The sequence below is a fragment of the Microbacterium enclense genome (assembly GCF_004022425.1).
Classification (GTDB): Bacteria; Actinomycetota; Actinomycetes; order Actinomycetales; family Microbacteriaceae; genus Microbacterium; species Microbacterium enclense_A.
The window spans coordinates 1-17,778 of the sequence record NZ_RBZY01000004.1 but is presented as its reverse complement, the minus strand read 5'-3'; the positions used below and the strand labels follow the sequence as shown (position 1 = coordinate 17,778).

17 protein-coding genes are annotated in these 17,778 nt (G+C 70.2%); 12 read left to right on the top strand and 5 right to left on the bottom strand.

Features of this window, described 5'->3' with window-relative positions; translation table 11 throughout:
* Window positions 1–46: 46 nt before the first annotated feature.
* From D8Y23_RS01620 to D8Y23_RS01600, 5 genes are read left to right on the top strand one after another with little or no spacing between them, the layout of a single operon-like run.
* Entirely contained in the window at window positions 47–553 is a 507-nt protein-coding gene (locus tag D8Y23_RS01620; RefSeq protein ID WP_128216430.1) for a hypothetical protein, read from the top strand.
* The gene (gene truB / locus D8Y23_RS01615) at window positions 553–1,446 is read left to right on the top strand and encodes a tRNA pseudouridine(55) synthase TruB (RefSeq protein WP_128216429.1); all 894 of its coding nucleotides are present in this window, start codon (window positions 553–555) and stop codon (window positions 1,444–1,446) included. The genes D8Y23_RS01620 and truB overlap by 1 nt, the downstream gene beginning before the upstream one ends.
* Window positions 1,443–1,811, top strand: coding sequence for a hypothetical protein (locus D8Y23_RS01610; RefSeq protein WP_128216428.1), 369 nt, complete (start codon window positions 1,443–1,445; stop codon window positions 1,809–1,811). The genes truB and D8Y23_RS01610 overlap by 4 nt, the downstream gene beginning before the upstream one ends.
* Before the next feature lie 45 nt (window positions 1,812–1,856).
* On the top strand, window positions 1,857–2,276 hold the full coding sequence (locus D8Y23_RS01605; RefSeq protein ID WP_128216427.1) for a hypothetical protein: 420 nt from the start codon (window positions 1,857–1,859) through the stop codon (window positions 2,274–2,276).
* Window positions 2,273–3,217 carry a bifunctional riboflavin kinase/FAD synthetase gene (locus tag D8Y23_RS01600; RefSeq protein ID WP_128216500.1) on the top strand — a complete coding sequence of 315 codons (945 nt, stop codon included), beginning with the start codon at window positions 2,273–2,275 and terminating at the stop codon, window positions 3,215–3,217. Before D8Y23_RS01605 ends, D8Y23_RS01600 begins: the two co-directional genes overlap by 4 nt.
* Window positions 3,218–3,252: 35 nt before the next feature.
* On the opposite strand, the gene D8Y23_RS01595 is transcribed toward D8Y23_RS01600, so the two are convergent.
* Window positions 3,253–4,620, bottom strand: coding sequence for an MFS transporter (locus D8Y23_RS01595; RefSeq protein ID WP_128216426.1), 1,368 nt, complete (start codon window positions 4,618–4,620; stop codon window positions 3,253–3,255).
* Between the two features lie 243 nt (window positions 4,621–4,863).
* On the opposite strand from D8Y23_RS01595, the gene D8Y23_RS01590 reads away from it, so the two are divergent.
* Window positions 4,864–7,020, top strand: a complete 2,157-nt coding sequence (locus D8Y23_RS01590) for a DEAD/DEAH box helicase (protein ID WP_128216425.1) — start codon at window positions 4,864–4,866, stop codon at window positions 7,018–7,020.
* Window positions 7,021–7,162: 142 nt separating this feature from the next.
* Window positions 7,163–8,191 carry a 6-phosphofructokinase gene (locus tag D8Y23_RS01585; protein WP_128216424.1) on the top strand — a complete coding sequence of 343 codons (1,029 nt, stop codon included), beginning with the start codon at window positions 7,163–7,165 and terminating at the stop codon, window positions 8,189–8,191.
* A 227-nt stretch (window positions 8,192–8,418) separates the two neighbouring features.
* Here D8Y23_RS01585 and D8Y23_RS01580 read toward each other — a convergent pair whose 3' ends face one another.
* The 3 genes from D8Y23_RS01580 to D8Y23_RS01575 form a co-directional block, all read right to left on the bottom strand.
* On the bottom strand, window positions 8,419–9,312 hold the full coding sequence (locus D8Y23_RS01580; protein WP_128216423.1) for a hypothetical protein: 894 nt from the start codon (window positions 9,310–9,312) through the stop codon (window positions 8,419–8,421).
* Window positions 9,312–9,521 carry a hypothetical protein gene (locus D8Y23_RS16665; RefSeq protein ID WP_164878099.1) on the bottom strand — a complete coding sequence of 70 codons (210 nt, stop codon included), beginning with the start codon at window positions 9,519–9,521 and terminating at the stop codon, window positions 9,312–9,314. The genes D8Y23_RS01580 and D8Y23_RS16665 overlap by 1 nt, the downstream gene beginning before the upstream one ends.
* Before the next feature lie 154 nt (window positions 9,522–9,675).
* A complete protein-coding gene (locus tag D8Y23_RS01575) occupies window positions 9,676–11,790 on the bottom strand; it encodes a S9 family peptidase (RefSeq protein WP_128216422.1) in 2,115 nt (704 codons plus the stop codon).
* Between the two features lie 93 nt (window positions 11,791–11,883).
* On the opposite strand from D8Y23_RS01575, the gene D8Y23_RS01570 reads away from it, so the two are divergent.
* Together D8Y23_RS01570 and D8Y23_RS01565 are read left to right on the top strand one after the other, a co-directional pair.
* A complete protein-coding gene (locus D8Y23_RS01570) occupies window positions 11,884–12,783 on the top strand; it encodes a phosphodiesterase (protein WP_128216421.1) in 900 nt (299 codons plus the stop codon).
* Between the two features lie 123 nt (window positions 12,784–12,906).
* Window positions 12,907–14,370, top strand: coding sequence for an aspartate ammonia-lyase (locus tag D8Y23_RS01565; RefSeq protein ID WP_128216420.1), 1,464 nt, complete (start codon window positions 12,907–12,909; stop codon window positions 14,368–14,370).
* 9 nt (window positions 14,371–14,379) lie between these two features.
* Here D8Y23_RS01565 and D8Y23_RS01560 read toward each other — a convergent pair whose 3' ends face one another.
* A complete protein-coding gene (locus tag D8Y23_RS01560; protein WP_128216419.1) occupies window positions 14,380–15,246 on the bottom strand; it encodes a fumarylacetoacetate hydrolase family protein in 867 nt (288 codons plus the stop codon).
* Window positions 15,247–15,339: 93 nt separating this feature from the next.
* On the opposite strand from D8Y23_RS01560, the gene D8Y23_RS01555 reads away from it, so the two are divergent.
* The 3 genes from D8Y23_RS01555 to D8Y23_RS01545 all read left to right on the top strand — a co-directional run bounded on the left by D8Y23_RS01555 (window position 15,340) and on the right by D8Y23_RS01545 (window position 17,731).
* On the top strand, window positions 15,340–16,506 hold the full coding sequence (locus D8Y23_RS01555) for a PrsW family intramembrane metalloprotease (RefSeq protein ID WP_128216418.1): 1,167 nt from the start codon (window positions 15,340–15,342) through the stop codon (window positions 16,504–16,506).
* Window positions 16,507–16,655: 149 nt separating this feature from the next.
* A complete protein-coding gene (locus D8Y23_RS01550; protein WP_077050208.1) occupies window positions 16,656–17,021 on the top strand; it encodes an FKBP-type peptidyl-prolyl cis-trans isomerase in 366 nt (121 codons plus the stop codon).
* Between the two features lie 149 nt (window positions 17,022–17,170).
* Window positions 17,171–17,731 carry a YceI family protein gene (locus D8Y23_RS01545; protein WP_128216417.1) on the top strand — a complete coding sequence of 187 codons (561 nt, stop codon included), beginning with the start codon at window positions 17,171–17,173 and terminating at the stop codon, window positions 17,729–17,731.
* The last annotated feature ends 47 nt before the right edge of the window (window positions 17,732–17,778 follow it).

The window sequence follows — 17,778 nt, the reverse complement described above, 5'->3', positions numbered from 1 at the left end:
CTCTAAGATCCCGCGCGGGCGCGGCGGCCGAGCCTAGGCTGGAGGCATGTCGAGCGAGAACCCCGTCGAGACCCTGCAGCGGAGCCTGCGCGACCTGATGCGTCAGAACGCCGGTTCCGGTCGTGTCGTGGTGGGGATCGACGCTCTGGACGCCGAATCCGCGACGGCCTTCGCCGATGCGTTCGCCGCGGCGGTGGGCGAGGATGGCACGGCCGTCTTCCGCGTCACGCTCGCCGACGATGCGGGCGGCGACGTCCGGGACGACCTGGTCGCGCCGTTCCGCGCCGGTGAGCCGTTCGGTGAGGGTGATGTCGCGCCCGCGGGGGCGGTCCTCGTCCTCGACGGGCGCTTCCTGCACGCGGCGGGGCTCCGGGGCCTCTGGAACTTCTCCGTCTGGCTCGAGTCGCATCCGCCGATCGGCGCTCCGCGCCCGGAGCTTCCGGATGCCGAGAAGACCTACCTGCGGACGGCCCGCCCGAAGGCTGCGGCGTCCGTCATCGTCGAGAACTCCGACCCCGCGCACCCCGTGCAGGTGTTCGGCGACTTCTGCTGATGGCCCGCGCCGGCATCCTCCTGGTCGACAAGCCCGGAGGCATCACCAGCCACGACGTCGTCGCGCGCGCACGTCGTGCGCTGGGCACCCGCAAGATCGGTCACGCCGGCACGCTCGACCCGATGGCGACCGGTCTCCTCGTGCTCGGCGTCGAGGGAGCGACGCGCCTGCTCACCTACATCGTGGGGGCCGACAAGACCTATGAGGCCACGATCCTGCTCGGGGCCGCGACCGACAGCGACGACGCCGACGGGGTCGAGACCTTCCGAGCGGGTGCCGCGGCGGTCGCCGCCGTGACGGATGACGCGATCACAGAGGGCATCGCCGCGCTCACCGGCGAGATCGACCAGGTGCCGAGCAGCGTATCGGCCATCAAAGTGCAGGGGCGCCGCGCCTACGACCTCGCCCGGGCCGGAGAGACGGTCGAGCTGAAGGCCCGCCGCGTGACGGTGTCGCGTTTCGACGTGCGCGAGACGCGGCGCGAGGGCGCGACCATTGCGCTCGACGTAGTCGTGGACTGCTCCAGCGGCACGTACATCCGCGCGCTCGCCCGTGACCTCGGCCGAGCCCTCCGCGTCGGCGGGCACCTCATCGCTCTTCGTCGCACGCGCATCGGGTCATTCGACGTCGCCGCCGCGGCATCGGTCGACGACATCGCGGAGGACGCGCTGGTGACCCCGGCGACCGCCGCCGCGGTGGTCGTCGGAGCGATCGCGGTCGGGGCGGACGAGGCCCGCGACCTGCGCCACGGCAAGCGGATCGACGGCGGTGGTCGGCTGACGGGAGAGCGCGCCGCGGCAATCGATCCCGACGGACGCCTCGTGGGGATCGTCGAGCGTCGGGGGGCCCAGCTCAAGAGCGTCATGAACATGCCCGAGGAGGTCGCGGGATGATCCTGTGGTACACACTCACCCAGGTGGGGGTCGCCGTGCTGGCGGGCCTCATCGCCGTCGTCGCGGGCCTCATCGGTCGCCGACCCTCCGACCTCACGGTCGGTGCGCTCGCGCTGATCGAGGTGCTCCTGATCGTCCAGATCGTGATCGCGCTCATCGCACCGTTCGCGGGGAACCCGCCCACGGGCAGCCTGCTGGAGTTCTGGACCTACCTCGTCTCGGCCGCTCTCCTGCCCCCCGCGGGTGCCGCGTGGGCGCTCATCGAACGCAGCCGATGGAGCACCGTCATCATGGGCGTGGCCGCGCTCGCGGTCGCCGTGATGGTGTGGCGCATGCACGTGATCTGGACGGTCCAGGTGGCCTGACCGCGCCGGGATGCCACGGGCCCGGCCGCCTAGGATGGGAAGGTCATGGCATCCACCACTCCCGCCCGCACCCGCGGAATGACCGGCATCGGCCGCGTCCTCGTGATCGTCTACGGCATCATGGCGCTCGCCGCCACCGGGCGGTCGTTCGTCCAGATCGTTCGCGAGTTCGACGACGCGCCCGTGGCGTACACCCTCTCCGCACTCGCCGCCGTGGTCTACATCCTGGCCACGCTCGCCCTGATCTTCTCCGGGCGTCCGGCCTGGTATCGCGTGGCGTGGGTCGCGATCGTGTTCGAGCTGGTCGGGGTGCTCGTCGTCGGCACGCTCAGCCTGGCGCTGCCCGCGCTGTTCCAGCACCCGACCGTGTGGTCGGTCTACGGGATCGGGTACCTGTTCATCCCGCTCGTGCTGCCCTTCCTCGGCCTGTGGTGGCTGATCCGGAACCGCCGGGCGACGTCGTGATCGTCTTCCGCGACCCCGCGGAGGTGCCCGCCGGGTTCGGTCCCTCGGTCGTCGCGATCGGCAAGTTCGACGGGGTGCACACCGGCCACCGCGCCGTGATCGACCGCGCTCGCGTCGAGGCGGCGGACGGCGCACAGGTCGTCGCCGTGACCTTCGACCGCAACCCGCTCAGCGTCCTGCGGCCCGAGAAGTGCCCGCCCGATGTCATCGGACCGCACCAGAAGCTCGAGCTCCTCGAGCGGGCCGGGGTGGATGCCACCCTGTTGCTGACCTTCGACGAGACGCTCGCCGCCGTCCCGGCCGACGCCTTCGTGCGTCGCGTGCTGGTAGAGGCACTCGCCGCCCGCACCGTACTCGTCGGGCGCGACTTCCGCTTCGGCGCGGGCGGGGCCGGCGACCCCGACCTGCTCGTGCGGATGGGGCAGGAGCACGGCTTCCGCGTCGACGTGGTCGACGACGTCCGTGCCGTGCACGCGGACCGGAGGGTGTCGTCGACCTGGATCCGCGAGGCCCTCGCCGCCGGCGACATCGCTACCGCCGCGCGCCTGCTCGGGCGCGCGCCCTCGGTGTGGGGAGAGGTCGTGCACGGGCTCAAGCGCGGGCGGGAGCTCGGGTACCCGACGGCGAACCTGTCACCCGACCTCGAGGGCTTCGTCCCCGCCGACGGCGTCTACGCCGGCTGGCTCATCGACGTCGAGGGCACCCGGCGCATCAGCTACCCGGCGGCCATCAGCATCGGGACGAACCCGACGTTCGACGACGTCCACGCGCGCCAGGTCGAGGTCTATGTCCTGGACGAGACGGATCTCGACCTCTACGGCCACGACGTCGAGGTGCGCTTCGTCGAGCGCGTCCGCGGCATGACGGCATTCGACGGCGTCGACGCGCTGCTCGTCCAGATGGCGGACGACGTCGAGCGCGTGCGCCGCATCCTGCACTGATCCGGGGCGCCGCGTTCGGCGCTGATGCGCCCGTCTCAGTCGCGCCGCGACAGATGGTTCCGGATGCCGAGGAACGACGTCGCTGCGCCGAGAGCCATCAGCACGGCCGTGAAGATCGCGGCGCGGTAGAAACCGTCGAGGTCCAGCGCACCGCCGGCGACGGCCGAGACCGCGGCGATCGCGAGGAGTCCGGCGACGCGGGACACGGCGTTGTTCACCGCCGAGGCGATGCCCGATCGTTCCGTCTCGATCGCGCCGAGCACCGCCGCGGTCAGTGGCGACACGGTCGCGGTGAGACCGAGACCGAACACGATCACCCCCGGGAGCACCTGCGTCCAGTAGTCGAACTCCGGCCGCACCGTCAGCAGGAGCAGCGCACCGACGGCCATGACCGCGGGGCCCAGCGTCATGAACACCCGCGGGCCGATCCGACCCGACAGGGCCCCCATGCGCGAGCTCAACGCGATCATCAGCAGCGTGCTCGGCAGCGATGCGAGACCGGCGAGGGTCGCCGACAGGCCCGCCCCCTGCTGCAGGTAGACGCTGAGCACGAAGCCGTTCAGCGAGAGCGCGGCGTAGACGAACATCGTGGTGAGGTTGCCCGCCCAGAAGTTGCGGGAGCGGAAGAGGTCGAGCGGCATCAGAGGTTCGCGTACGACACGCTGGCGCACGAGGAACCCCGCGAACGACGCGACCCCGAGCGCCGCCGGCATCCAGATCACCGGCGAGCCCCAGCCGAGGTTCGGCTGCTCGATGAGGGCGAACACGATCCCTCCGAGACCCACGGCGCACAGCACCGCACCGAGGACGTCCACGTGGGCGCCCGGTCGACGAGCCTCGGTGTGCGCCCGCCGGGCGAGCAGCCACAGCGTCACCCCGATCGGCAGCACGTTGACCAGGAACACCAGGCGCCACGACAACGCGTCCACGAAGATGCCGCCGATGAGGGGGCCCGCGATCATGGCCACGGTGGTGGCTCCGGTCCAGATGCCGATCGCCCGCGCCTGGTCGGCGCCGCGGAAGGTGGAGGTGATGAGGGCGAGCGAGCTCGGGACGAGAAGCGCCCCGGCGACCCCCTGCAGGGCACGCGCGACGATCAGGAACTCCGCCGTCGGCGCGGCGGCGATCGCGACGGAGGTGATGCCGAAGCCGATCAGGCCGATGCGCAGCACAAGAGTGCGGCCCAGGACATCGCTCATGGAACCGGCGACCAGGATGAACGCGCCCAGGGTCACGAGGTACGCGTCCACCACCCACTGCTGCGTCGACAGTCCGCCGCCGAGCTCCTGCGAGATCGCGGGGAGCGCGACGTTCACCACCGTGCCGTCGAGGAAGGACACGAAGGATGCCAGCACCGCCACGGTCAGCACGACGCGCTGGTCGCGTGACATCCGTTCGGTCATGAGTTCAGCGTAGGTCCGGCCACGGCGCGCGGGGGCGGCGACGGCATCACCGCTCGCCGACGCGCTAGAATGGTATCGACCTCGTCACCCGCCCCCTCGCGAGCCGTTCCGGTGAAGACGCGTTGCGGGTCGCAGACGCTGCCGCTCCGGCGGTGAGTCTCGCGGCATTCTCCGGGGTCACTGATCCACCGGCCACCGGCCGGGACGTCCCGGACAGATCCGGACGACACGCTCAGGAGGAGCATGCCGACCACGGCAACCGCCGCCCGAGGCTCGAGCCAACGGCGCCGCAAGACCTCGTCATCCCGTCGCGACGACGAGGCCCCCGTCATCCCCATCCTCGCCCGCAAGGTGCGCGAGGTCGAGGCCAAGGCCCAGCGCGGCAAACTCGGCCCGACCAATCGTGTGAAGTTCCAGGTGATCGCCTTCCTCGTCCGCGAGGAACGCGCCCGCGTGAAGGCCGACCCCGAGATCACCGACGCCGCGCGCGCCGAGCTGCTCAAGCGACTCGACGGCGTGGCCACGATCCTGGCGAAGACCGCCGCGCGCGATACGTCGCTGATCCAGCTGCTCGAAGTCGACCAGGCCACGTCGCCGGTCGCCCGGCGCATGCGTCGCGACTGGCTGCTGGAGTCCGGAGCGGAGCTGCCGCCGGACGAGCTCATCATCACCGACAACGCGCCCGCCGCAGCCCCCGTCGTGCCCGCGGCGCTCGCCGAGAAGCAGGTCGTTCCGGCATCCATCGAGGCCCGCCAGATGGCGAACCCGTTCCTCGCCCCCGATCTCACCCCGCGCCCGACCGGCGACGCGCCCCGCCGTCGGCTCGACGGTTGGGAGCTCATGGGTCCGCTGTACAAGGCGTTCGAGACCGGCGCGGGCGGCTCGGCCGCCAGCATGGAGCTCCCGCCGGTGCCCGAGTTCGATCGGCTCTCGCCGCGCGGGCTCGAGGTCATGCCGCATCAGTCCCGCTTCCTCGAGGCCGTCCGGCAAGGACACCGCTCGTTCCTGCTCGCCGACGAGCCCGGTCTCGGCAAGACCGCGGAGTCGGTGCTCGCCGCGTCGGTCGCGGACGCGTACCCGCTCCTGGTCGTCGTGCCCAACGTGGTGAAGATGAACTGGGCCCGCGAGGTCCACCGCTGGACGCCGCACCGCCGTGCCACGGTGATCTCCGGCAGCGGCGCCGACATCGACGCCTTCGCCGACGTCTTCATCGTCAACTACGAGATCCTCGACCGCCACCTGTCGTGGCTGTCGTCCATCGGCCTCAAGGGCATCGCGGTCGATGAAGCGCACTTCATCAAGAACCTGTCGTCGCAGCGGTCGCAGAACGTTCTCGCGCTGGCATCCCGTGTCCGTCAGCAGACGCGCGATCCGCTGCTGCTCGCGCTCACCGGAACCCCGCTGATCAACGACGTCGAGGACTTCGACGCCATCTGGCGTTTCCTCGGCTGGACGAACGGCGAGAAGCCGGGGCCCGAGCTCATGGAGAAGCTGGATGCCACGGGCCTCACGCCCGCGGACAAGGCGTTCTACCCCGAGGCGCGCGAGGCCGTCATCTCGATGGGCATCGTCCGGCGCAAGAAGAAGGACGTCGCCGCCGATCTGCCCGACAAGCTCGTCGCCGACCTCCCGGTCGAGCTGGACGACGAGTACGGCCGGTCGATCCGACAGGCCGAGCGCGAACTCGGCGCCCGCCTCGCGGCGAAGTACCGCCGCATCATCGAGGCCCGCGGCGACCGCGGACTCGCGCCCGGCGAGATCGACGAGGACATCGTGCGGCTCGTCGCCCACGGCGAGCTCGAAGAGAGCAAGGCCGCTGGCACCGGCTCCGAGAACGTGTTCACGATGGTCCGGCGGATCGGTCAAGCCAAGGCGCACCTCGCCGCCGACTACGCCGTGCAGCTGCAGCGCTCGGTCGGCAAGGTCGTCTTCTTCGCCAAGCACATCGACGTCATGGATGCCGCGGAGGCCCACTTCAAGGCATCCGGTCTTCGCTCCGTCTCGGTCCGCGGTGACCAGACCTCCACGGCCCGCCAGGCCGCGATCGACGCGTTCAACACCGACCCCTCCGTCGGGATCGCGGTGTGTTCGCTCACCGCCGCGGGCGTCGGGCTGAACATGCAGGCTGCGTCCAACGTCGTGCTCGCCGAGCTCTCGTGGACGGCCGCGGAGCAGACGCAGGCCATCGACCGCGTGCACCGCATCGGTCAGGAAGAGCCGGTCACCGCGTGGCGCATCATCGCCGCGCACACGATCGACACGAAGATCGCCGAACTCATCGACTCGAAGGAGGGCCTGGCGCAGCGCGCGCTGGACGGCCTCGCCATCGAGCCGGGGTCCAGCGACTCGGTGCAGCTCTCCGCGCTCATGCACCTGCTGCGGCAGGCGCTCGGGGCCTGACCCCTCTCCCGAACGCCCCGGTCCTGCCGGGGCGTTCGGGCGTTGTGGCGCGTACCCCGTTTGGCGAGCACGGCGGGTGGGGCAGTAATGTCGAACGCGGCAGCGTCGCCGACTCGATCACCCGACTAGCGAGGTTCACAGCATGAAGATCGGCATCCTGACCAGCGGCGGAGACTGCCCCGGGCTGAACGCCGTCATCCGTGGCGTCGTGCTCAAGGGCACCACGAACCACGACATCGAGTTCGTCGGCATCCGCGACGGCTGGCGCGGCGTCGTCGACGGCGACTTCTTCCCGCTCACCCGCCACGAGGTGAAGGGCCTGTCGAAGGTCGGTGGCACGATCCTCGGCACGAGCCGGACCAACCCCTACGAGGGGGTCCGCGGCGGAGCAGACAACATCTCCAAGACGCTGTACGGGCATCGCATCGACGGCATCCTGGCCATCGGTGGCGAGGGCACGCTCGCCGCGGCCGACCGGCTGTCGAAGGACGGCATCAACGTCCTCGGCGTGCCGAAGACGATCGACAACGACCTGCGAGCCACCGACTACTCGTTCGGTTTCGACACCGCGGTGAACATCGCGACGGATGCCATGGACCGCCTGCGCACCACCGGCGACTCGCACCAGCGCTGCATGGTCGCCGAGGTCATGGGCCGCCACGTCGGTTGGATCGCCCTTCACGCCGGCATCGCCGCCGGCGCCCACGTCATCTGCATCCCCGAGGTGCCGATGTCCATCGACGAGATCGTCGAGCAGGTCACGCGCGCGCACGATCGTGGACGCGCACCGCTCGTCGTCGTGTCCGAGGGCTTCAAGCTCACGGGCATGGAAGAGGCATTCAGTGACAAGGGCCTGGATGCCTTCAACCGCCCCCGCCTCGGCGGCATCGGCGAGCTGCTGGCCCCCGAGATCGAGCGCCGCACCGGCATCGAGACCCGCGCCACGGTGCTCGGGCACATCCAGCGCGGCGGATCGCCGTCCGCCTTCGACCGTGTGCTCGCCACGCGCCTGGGGTTGCACGCCGCTGACGCGCTCGCCGACGAGGCCTGGGGTCAGATGGTCGCAATGCGCGGCACCGACATCATCCGCGTTCCGTTCGCCGACGCGCTGGGCGAGCTCAACACCGTTCCGCTGTACCGCTACGAAGAGGCCGCCGCGCTCTTCGGCTGAGGTGCGCTTCCGACGCCTCGCCCCGCCTCGGTGGGGCGGGGCGTTGTCGTTCGTGGTCCGCGGTCGTTGCGGCATGTCCCACTTTGTGCACGTTTTCTCGCTCTGTTCTGCACGAAGTGGGACATGGGCGGTTGTCTGGCTGTCGCGGGGAGCCGACGTCCGACGGCATGTCCCACTTCGTGCGGATCTGGTCTCAGATTCCTGCACGAAGTGGGACACGACGGGCGTCACCGGCGCCACCCGGCACACCGAAGCGCCTCCCGCACTTTCCCGACCGCAACCGCTCCGTCGCCGCGCATGTGGTGGAAGAGGATGCGCACATGCTGCCAGCCGCACTCCCGAATGGCATCCCAGCGGTCGGCGTCGCGAGCGAACTGGCGCATATCCTCGGCATGGACGCGCCCGTCGTACTCCGCGGCGACCTTCCAGGACGGATACGCGAGATCGAGCTCGGCGACGAATACGCCGTTCGCGTCTCGCAGCACCCAGGAGATCTCGGGTTCGGGGAGCCCGTGGCGTATCAGCAGCAGCCGTAGCCGCGTTTCGGAAGGCGAACGCGGTCCGTAGCGGCTGAGACCCAGAGCCCGCGTGAGTACGCCCCCGCGCGTGTCGCCCATGCGGGCGATTTCGGTGGCGAGTTCGTCCGCCTCGATCCTCGGCCTCGCGTCGGTGAGCAGGAAGTCCGCGGCGGCGACGAGGTCGTCGAGCCTCCACAGCGTCCCGCATTGCCGCCACGCTCTCACCGGATGCTCGACGGGCCAGCCCTGGGAGGTGGAGAGCACGGCAGGACTGCGCGTCTGGAGGCGGTGACCGTGGATGCCGGGCACCCGGGGCTCGCGGGCCGGACGATGGGCGGACACATGGATGCCAGGAACATAGGGGTACGGAGGAAGAGGGGCGCCGAGCAATGCCAGCGCCGTCTCGTGGCTGAAGAACTGTCCGATCCGGAGGCGAGGAACGTACTCCGCCGCGCGCGCCTGGAGGTCGTCCGACGCGGGTGTCCCGGCGGAGGAGCGGATGCCGCGATAGGGCGTTCTGACACCGACGCGGCGCAAGGCGAATCGGGAGCGACCGGCGGCAATGGCATCTCGAACGGAGAAGATTCGAAGTTCGTCGACCATCACCCGAGCATGGCGGCGCGCCACGGGTCACCGGAGTGACGGGGACGCCATTCGTGGATGATGTAGCCGATCGCGGCGCGGGGGAGGAGTAGTCGCTTGCGGGGCCGCGTCCCACTTCGTGCGACGCGGACGGCCTGCTTCTGCACGAAGTGGGACATGGATGCGGGGCCGCGACCGATGAGCCCACGCAGCGATGCCGTGTCCCACATTGTGCGACGGAGACGACCTCTTCTTGCACGAAGTGGGACATGGGGCATCGGGTCCCTGTCGCGGTGCGGCGGCTCCGCACGGCATGTCCCGCTTTGCGCGACTGGGGCGGCCTGCTTCTGCAGGAACTGGGACGCGCGCCCCGGGCGCCCGCGCCTACTTCGCCAGCCCCAGCACGTCCAACAGCCACGCCAGCTCGAACGCCCGTTCCCGCCACGCGTTGTAACGGCCGCTGACGCCGCCGTGGCCGGCCACCATCTCGCACTTCAGCAGCGCGTCGGCACCCACCTCGCGCAGGCGCTGCACCCACTTGGCCGGCTCGACGTACAGCACGCGCGTGTCGTTGAGCGAGGTGACGGCGAGGATGCGCGGGTACGTCACGCCCTCGCGAACGTTCTCGTACGGCGTGTACGACTTCATGTAGGCGTAGACGTCGGCGTCGTGCAGCGGGTCGCCCCACTCGTCCCACTCGATGACGGTGAGCGGCAGCGAGGGGTCGAGGATCGTGGTCAGGGCGTCCACGAACGGGACGTCGGCGAGGATGCCGGCGAACAGCTCGGGGGCGAGGTTCGTGACCGCGCCCATCAGCAGACCGCCCGCGCTGCCGCCCTCGGCGACGAGACGATCGGGGGAGGTGTATCCGGATGCCACGAGGTGCCGCGCCACCGCGACGAAGTCGCTGAACGTGTTGCGCTTGGACTGCAGCTTGCCGTCCTCGTACCACTGGCGGCCCATCTCGCCGCCGCCCCGCACGTGGGCCACGGCGAAGATCACTCCGCGGTCGAGCAGGGACAGCCGCGGAATCGAGAACCCGGGCTCGATCGAGTGCTCGTACGAGCCGTAGCCGTACAGGTGCACCGGACGCGGCGAAGCGCCGGGCTCACCGAACGAGCGCTTCCACACCAGCGACACCGGCACTCGGGTGCCGTCTTCGGCCGTGGCCCACGCGCGCGCCTGACCGTAGTCGGCGGGATCGAAGCCGCCGAGCACCGGCTGCCGCTTGCGGAGCAGCAGCTCACCGGTCTCGATGACGTAGTCGTAGACGGTGCCCGGCGTGACGAACGAGCCGTAGCCCACGCGCAGCACGGGCGGCGCCCACTCGGGGTTGCCGCCGGTACCGACGCTGTAGAGCGGCTCGTCGAACGCGATCTCGCTCACCGCCGCCTCGGCGTACGACAGCAGGCCCAGGCGTGCGAGACCGTCGCGGCGGTACGCGACGACGCCCCAGTCGCGGAACGTGTCGACGCCGAGGAGGCGTTCGCCCGGACGGTGGGGGATCACGGTCTCGCGGGCGCCCTGCGGATCGGATGCCGGTACCCGGACGAGCTCGAAGTCGAGCGCGCCGTCGTTGTGCAGGATGTACAGCACGTCCTGGCCGTCGACGACGGCGTGCTCGCTCGAGTACTCCACGCCCTCGCGCCGCGGCCAGACCACGCGGGCTTCGCCGCGGAGGTCGTCGGCGTCGATGAGGCGCTCCTCCGACGTGATCGAGGACCCGACTCCGATGACGAGGAACCGGTCGCTGCGGGTGAAGTCGGCGCCGACCCAGTACCGCTCGTCGGGTTCGTGGAACAGTTGCACGTCGGCATCCACGCCCGTGCCGATCTCGTGCAGCCACACGGTGTCGGGGCGCCACGCGTCGTCGACGGTGGTGTAGACGATGAAGCGTCCGTCGGGCGAGAACGTCGCGCCCGAGAAGGTGCCGGGGATCTCGTCGGCGAGCGTCTCGCCGGTCACGAGGTCGCGCACGCGCACGGTGTACCGCTCGTCGCCCGCGACGTCGATGCCGTAGAGCATGCGGGTGCCGTCGTTCGAGACCTCGAAGCTGCCGAGCGAGAAGAATTCGGTGCCCTCGGCCTCGATGTTGCCGTCGAACAGCACCTGCTCACCCGGGACCGGGACGTCGGGAGAGAGCCGCGGCGGCGTCCAGTCGTCGGGGGAGGCCAGCGGCGCCCGGCACTGGATGCCGTACTGGGCCCCGGCCACGGTCCGCCCGTAGTACCACCAGTCGCCGCGGCGGACGGGGACCGAGAGGTCGGTCTCGAGCGTCCGACCCTTGATCTCGCCGAAGATCTCGTCACGGAGGGAGGCCAGGTGCGCGGTCCGCGCGTCGGTATAGGCGTTCTCGGCCTCGAGGTGGGCCACGACATCGGCGTCGTCCTTGGCGCGGAGCCACTCGTACGGGTCGTCGAACGTGTCGCCGTGATGGGTGCGAGTCGTCACGCGTCGGGCGGCGACAGGGGGGAGGGGGCGGGCGTCGGTGTCGGTCACCCGTCCACGCTAGCCCGGGGCGCCGACGCGCCGTGCGGTGTTCGCCACCACCGAACTCGACCGGGTGTCGGCGGTGCCTCCTAGGGTGGGGGCATGGCATCGGTGCAGTTCGGTCAGCATGCGCCCGCGCGGCGCGTGATCCTCCATCTCAGTGACACGCATCTCCTCGCCGGCGACCGCCTGCTCGGTGGGCGGTACGACACGGCCGCGCACCTTCGCCGCACACTCGCCGCCGCCGAGGCGACGGGGGTGCGACCGGATGCCGTGGTGTTCACCGGCGACCTCGCCGACCTCGGCGAGCCCGACGCCTACCGCGCACTCCGCGAGGCGGTGGAACCGTGGGCCGAGCGCCTCGGTGCACCGGTGGTGTGGGTCGCGGGCAACCACGACGAGCGTCCGGCGTTGCGCGCAGGGCTGCTCGATGCGGAGGCGACCGAAGAACCCGTCACCGGGGTCTGGGACCTCGCGGGTCTCCGCCTCATCGCGCTGGACAGCACGGTGCCGGGGTGGCACCACGGCGATCTCGACACCGCACAGTTGGAGTGGCTGCGAACCGAGCTCGCCGAGCCGGCCCCGCTCGGCACCATCCTGGCGCTCCACCACCCGCCTCTTCCCACACACATCCCGTTCTTCGACATCCTCGAGCTCCGCGACCAGCCGGGCCTGGCGGCAGCGATCGCCGGCACCGACGTGCGCGCGATCCTCGCCGGGCACCTCCACTACTCCACGTCCGGCACGTTCGCGGGGGTGCCCGTGAGCGTCTCGGCGGCGTCGTGCTACACGATGGACCTGGCGCGCCCCGCGGACGAAGTCAACGGGATGGATGCCGGTCAGTCCTTCCACCTCGTCCACGTCTGGGACGACACCATCACCCACGCCGTCGTTCCGATCGTGGATGCCGAGCCGGCCGAGCATTTCACGCCCGCGTGGGTCGCTCGGATGGCGGAGCTCTCGCCGGAGCAACGTCTGGAGACGTTCTCGCGCAAGCGCTGACCCGCTATACGAGCGGGAGCGCGCCGACCTCACGACAGGCCGCCGCGTCCAGCGACGCCCCGGGACGCGCTCGTTAGGCTCGGGGGATCCCTGACCGCCGTGACGACCCACGAGGACACCCCCATGGCTTTGGACGCAATGACGCGCACCCGTATCGAGACCGATTCGCTCGGCTCTCTCGAGATCCCCGCCGATGCCTACTGGGGCATCCACACGGCGCGGGCGCTGGAGAACTTCCCCATCGCGAAGCGACCGATCTCGGTCTACCCCGATCTCGTCGTGGCCCTCGCGATGGTCAAGCAGGCCTCGGCTCGCGCGAATCGGCAGATCGGGGTGCTCGAACCCGCCACCGCCGACCTGATCGACCGAGCCGCGCAGCGCGTGATCGACGGTGAGTTCCACGACGAGTTCGTCGTCGGTGTCATCCAGGGCGGCGCGGGCACCTCGACCAACATGAACGCCAACGAGGTCATCACCAACATCGCTCTCGAGATGGCGGGGCGCGAGAAGGGCGACTACGCCTTCCTCTCGCCGATCGACGACACCAACCGCAGCCAGTCGACCAACGACGTCTACCCGACCGCGATCAAGATCGGCCTGTCGTTGACGCTGCGCAGCCTTCTGGAGGAACTGGGCCTGCTCCGTCAGTCGTTCCTCGCCAAGTCGCGAGAGTTCCACGACGTGCTGAAGGTCGGGCGCACCCAGCTCCAGGATGCCGTGCCAATGACGCTCGGTCAGGAGTTCCACGGCTTCGCCACGACTCTCGGCGAGGACTACAACCGCCTCACGGAGAACGCATACCTGCTGTTCGAGATCAACATGGGCGCGACCGCGATCGGCACCGGGATCACCGCACATCCCGAGTACGGGCCCGCGGTGCTGCGCCACCTGCGGGAGATCACGGGCCTGGACCTCGAGACCGCCACCGACCTCGTGGAGTCGACGAGCGACACCGGCGCGTTCATGTCGTTCTCGGCATCCCTCAAGCGCAACGCGATCAAGCTGTCGAAGATCTGCAACGATCTGCGTCTGCTCTCCAGCGGGCCGCAGGCCGGTCTCGGGGAGATCAACCTGCCGGCCCGCCAGGCGGGCTCGAGCATCATGCCCGGCAAGGTGAATCCCGTGATCCCCGAGGTGGTGAACCAGGTCGCGTTCTCGGTCGTCGGGGCCGACATGACCGTCACCATGGCCGTCGAGGGTGGCCAGCTCCAGCTCAACGCGTTCGAGCCCGTGATCGCGCACTCGATCTTCCAATCGATCACGTGGATGCGACAGGCGATGTGGACGCTGCGCGTGAACTGCGTCGACGGCATCACGGCCAACCGTGAGCGTCTCGGCGCGATGGTCGGCTCGTCGGTCGGCGTCGTCACGGCCCTCACGCCGTTCATCGGCTACGCCGCTGCCGCCGCGCTGGCCAAGACGGCGCTCCTGACACACCGCAACGTCGCCGACCTCGTGGTCGAGGCGGGGCTCATGACCCGCGAGGAGGTCACGAAGCAGATCTCTCCCGCACGCCTGTCGGGCCTGCAGGCGATCACCGAGGCGATCCCGGTGATCCGCGCCGCAGACAGCGTCGTGGAGGACTGAGCTCGGCGCTCAGTCGAGAATGCGGCAGTGCGTCGTCAGTTCGCCGATGCCGTCGATGCCGACCGTGACCGTCGAGCGGTCGCGAAGGAAGATCTGCGGGTCGCGCGAGTAGCCGGCGCCCCCGGGGCTGCCAGTCGAGATCAGGGTGCCGGGCAGCAGGGTCGCCGACTCCGACAGTTTGTGCACGAGCGTCGCCACCGACCGCACCATCTGTCCGGTCGTGGCATCCTGCACGGTGTGGCCGTCGACGACCGTCCAGATGTGGAGGTCCTGCGGGTCGGGGATCTCGTCGGCCGTCACGACGAAGGGCCCCGTCGGGGTGAAGCCGTCGAAGGACTTGCAGCGCGACCACTGCGCTTCCGAGAACTGGATGTTGCGTGCGGTGATGTCGTTGACGACCGTGTATCCCCACACGTGGTCCAGCGCGTCCGCTTCGGCGATGTCACGCCCGGGGCGGCCGATGATGACGCCGAGCTCGGCCTCGTAGTCGACCGCTTCGCTGAGCGCGCGCGGCCACGACGTGGTCTCGCGGTGCGCCGTCAGGGAGTTCGGCCACAGCACGAACACCGTGGGACCGGCATCCGTCTTCAGACCCAGCTCGCCGGAGTGCGCCGCGTAGTTGAGGCCGACGGCGAGGATCGTCGGGGGAGCGAGCACGGCCGATGCGAATCGGACCCCGTCGAGCGGATGCCGCTGGGCGGTGCCGGCGGCCTCGCGCACCCGGTCGAGCAGCTCGTCGCCTCCCGCGATGAGGTGCTCGAGAGTCGCCGGCGCGTCCGGGAAGAACTCGTCGACGAAGGCGAACTCCTCGCCGTGGACGCTGACGAGGCGAGGGGCATCCGCCGCCTTCGGGGAACGGACGTGGGCGAAGCGCATGCTTCTACGCTACCGGGCCGGTCGCGGCGGAGAGCGGTCCGGGAGCGTGGCAACCCTCCCGATAGTGCGCAGCAGCGCCCCTAGGCTGTGCGCATGACCTACCCCTCGCCGCTGTGGCAGCCCGGGCCGGGCCAGCCCGCGCGCATCTCCGACGCCCCGCCGTCCGCCGCCCCCGCGGTCGCCGTCCCCGCGCGGTCGCGGGGGAGGGGAGCGCTCCTCTGGGTCGTCGCGGCGCTGCTCGTGCCCGTCCTCGCGCTCCTCGTGCTGTACTTCCTGAGGTTCCTCGGGCCTGCGGCATCCATCGTCGGGGTGATCCTCGCGGCGGTGCCGTTCGTGATCGTGTGGTTCGCGGTACGTCTGATCGATCGCTGGGAGCCCGAGCCCCGCCGACTGCTGGTGTTCGCCGTCGCGTGGGGGGCCATCGCCTCCGTCGCGATCGCGCTCGGTGTCGACGCGCTCCTGTCGTTCCTCGTCGGCGGTCCGGGTGATGCGTTCAGCTCGGTCGTGCAGGCGCCGATCGTCGAGGAGATAGCTAAGGGCATCGGCCTGCTGCTGCTCTACGTCGGTGCGCGTCGGTGGTTCGACGGGCCGGTCGACGGCATCGTGTACGGCGCTCTCATCGGCGCGGGCTTCGCGTTCACCGAGAACGTGCAGTACTTCGCGATCAGCTTCATCGAGGGCGGGGCGGTCCAGGTCAGCGGCGTCTTCTTCCTGCGTGCCGTGCTCTCGCCCTTCGCCCACGTGATGTTCACCAGCCTCACGGGGTTCGCTTTCGGTCTCGCCGCCCGGCGTTCGCTGCGAACGGGCGCGGCGTTCCGGTACGCGCTCCCCGGGCTCGTCGGGGCCATCGTGCTCCACGCGCTGTGGAACGGCTCGGCCACCTTCTTCAACTTCTTCGAGCTGTACGCGACGCTGCAGGTGCCCCTGTTCGTACTGTTCATCCTCGGCATCCTGGCTCTCCGGCGGGAGGAGGCGCGACTCACCCGGGCACGGCTGGGCGAGTACGCCGCGGCGGGCTGGTTCACGGCGTCCGAGGTCGACATGCTCGCCACGGGCGCGGGACGCCGGTCGTCGGTGGCGTGGGCGCGCTCCCTGCCGGGCGATCGTTCCGCGGTCATGAAGACGTTCATCCGGGATGCCACGGCGCTCGCCGCCGCGCGACAGCGTGCGCTGTCCGGACGCGACGCCACCGCGGCCGCGCAGGAACGCGCGTTGCTGCAGCAGACGACGGCGGCGCGTGCGGCCCTGCTGGCTCCCTGACCGGGGGTCTTGACAGCGACGCGGACCGGGAGCACCATCGATGTAGGCCAACTCAGCGCCCGGGAGACACGCAGGCATCGCCGCGGCACCGGGCGCTGAGTCTTTGTCCAGGGGGTTTCCGGTGGCGTCCCGCGTGCTTGGATGGACTCATGACTGATCGCACCAAGCCGGAGTTCGACGCTCCCACCGGTCCCGCCCCCTCCGACCTCGTCATCCGCGACATCATCGTCGGCGATGGTGACGAGGCGAAGCCCGGCGACACCGTCACCGTGCACTACGCCGGTGTCGAGTACGAGTCGGGCGAGGAGTTCGACTCGTCCTGGGGGCGCGGCGAGAGCATCCAGTTCCCCCTCCGCGGCCTGATCCAGGGCTGGCAGGACGGCATCCCGGGCATGAAGGTCGGCGGACGCCGCGAACTCGTGATCCCGCCGCACCTCGCCTACGGCCCCGCCGGCGGCCACTTCCTCGGGGGCAAGACCCTCATCTTCATCATCGACCTGCTCAAGGTCGGCTGACTCGGCGTCTTCACCGCCCGTTCACGAACCCGAGGGAGCTGCGGCACCCTCGGGTTCGTGTTTTTCGGTGATCGTGGAATACATTCGGATGAATGAGAGTTGGGCATCGGCAGGACGCCGAACCGGCTCCCCAGACCTCAAGGAGTGACATGACCGACACGACCACGCTCGAGATCCCCGGCTACAAGGCGGGCACCTGGGTGCTCGACCCCTCGCACAGCGAGGTGACCTTCACCGTGCGCCACATGATGATCTCGAAGGTCCGCGGCACTTTCGGCATGAAGAGCGCGACGCTCGTCGCCCCCGAGAACCCGCTCGAGGCCACCGTCGAGGCGTCCGTCGACGTCACCTCGGTCGACACCAAGGACGAGGGCCGCGACCAGCACTTGCGCTCGGCGGAGTTCTTCGACATCGAGACCTACCCGACGATGGACTTCCGCTCCACCGGCGCCCGTGTCGAGAACGGCGACTTCCTCGTCGACGGCGAGCTCACCATCCGCGGCGTCAGCAAGCCCGCCACCTTCGCGATCGACTTCGGCGGCTTCGGCACCGATCCGTGGGGCAACTACAAGGCCGGCGCGACCGCCAAGACGGTCATCAACCGAGAAGAGTACGGCCTCACCTGGAACGCCGCCCTCGAGACCGGCGGCGTGCTCGTCGGCAAGGACGTCACCATCGAGCTCGACCTGCAGTTCGCGCTCCAGGCCTGATCGCCTGAACCGTCGCGGGGTCCCGGATGCCATGGCATCCGGGACCC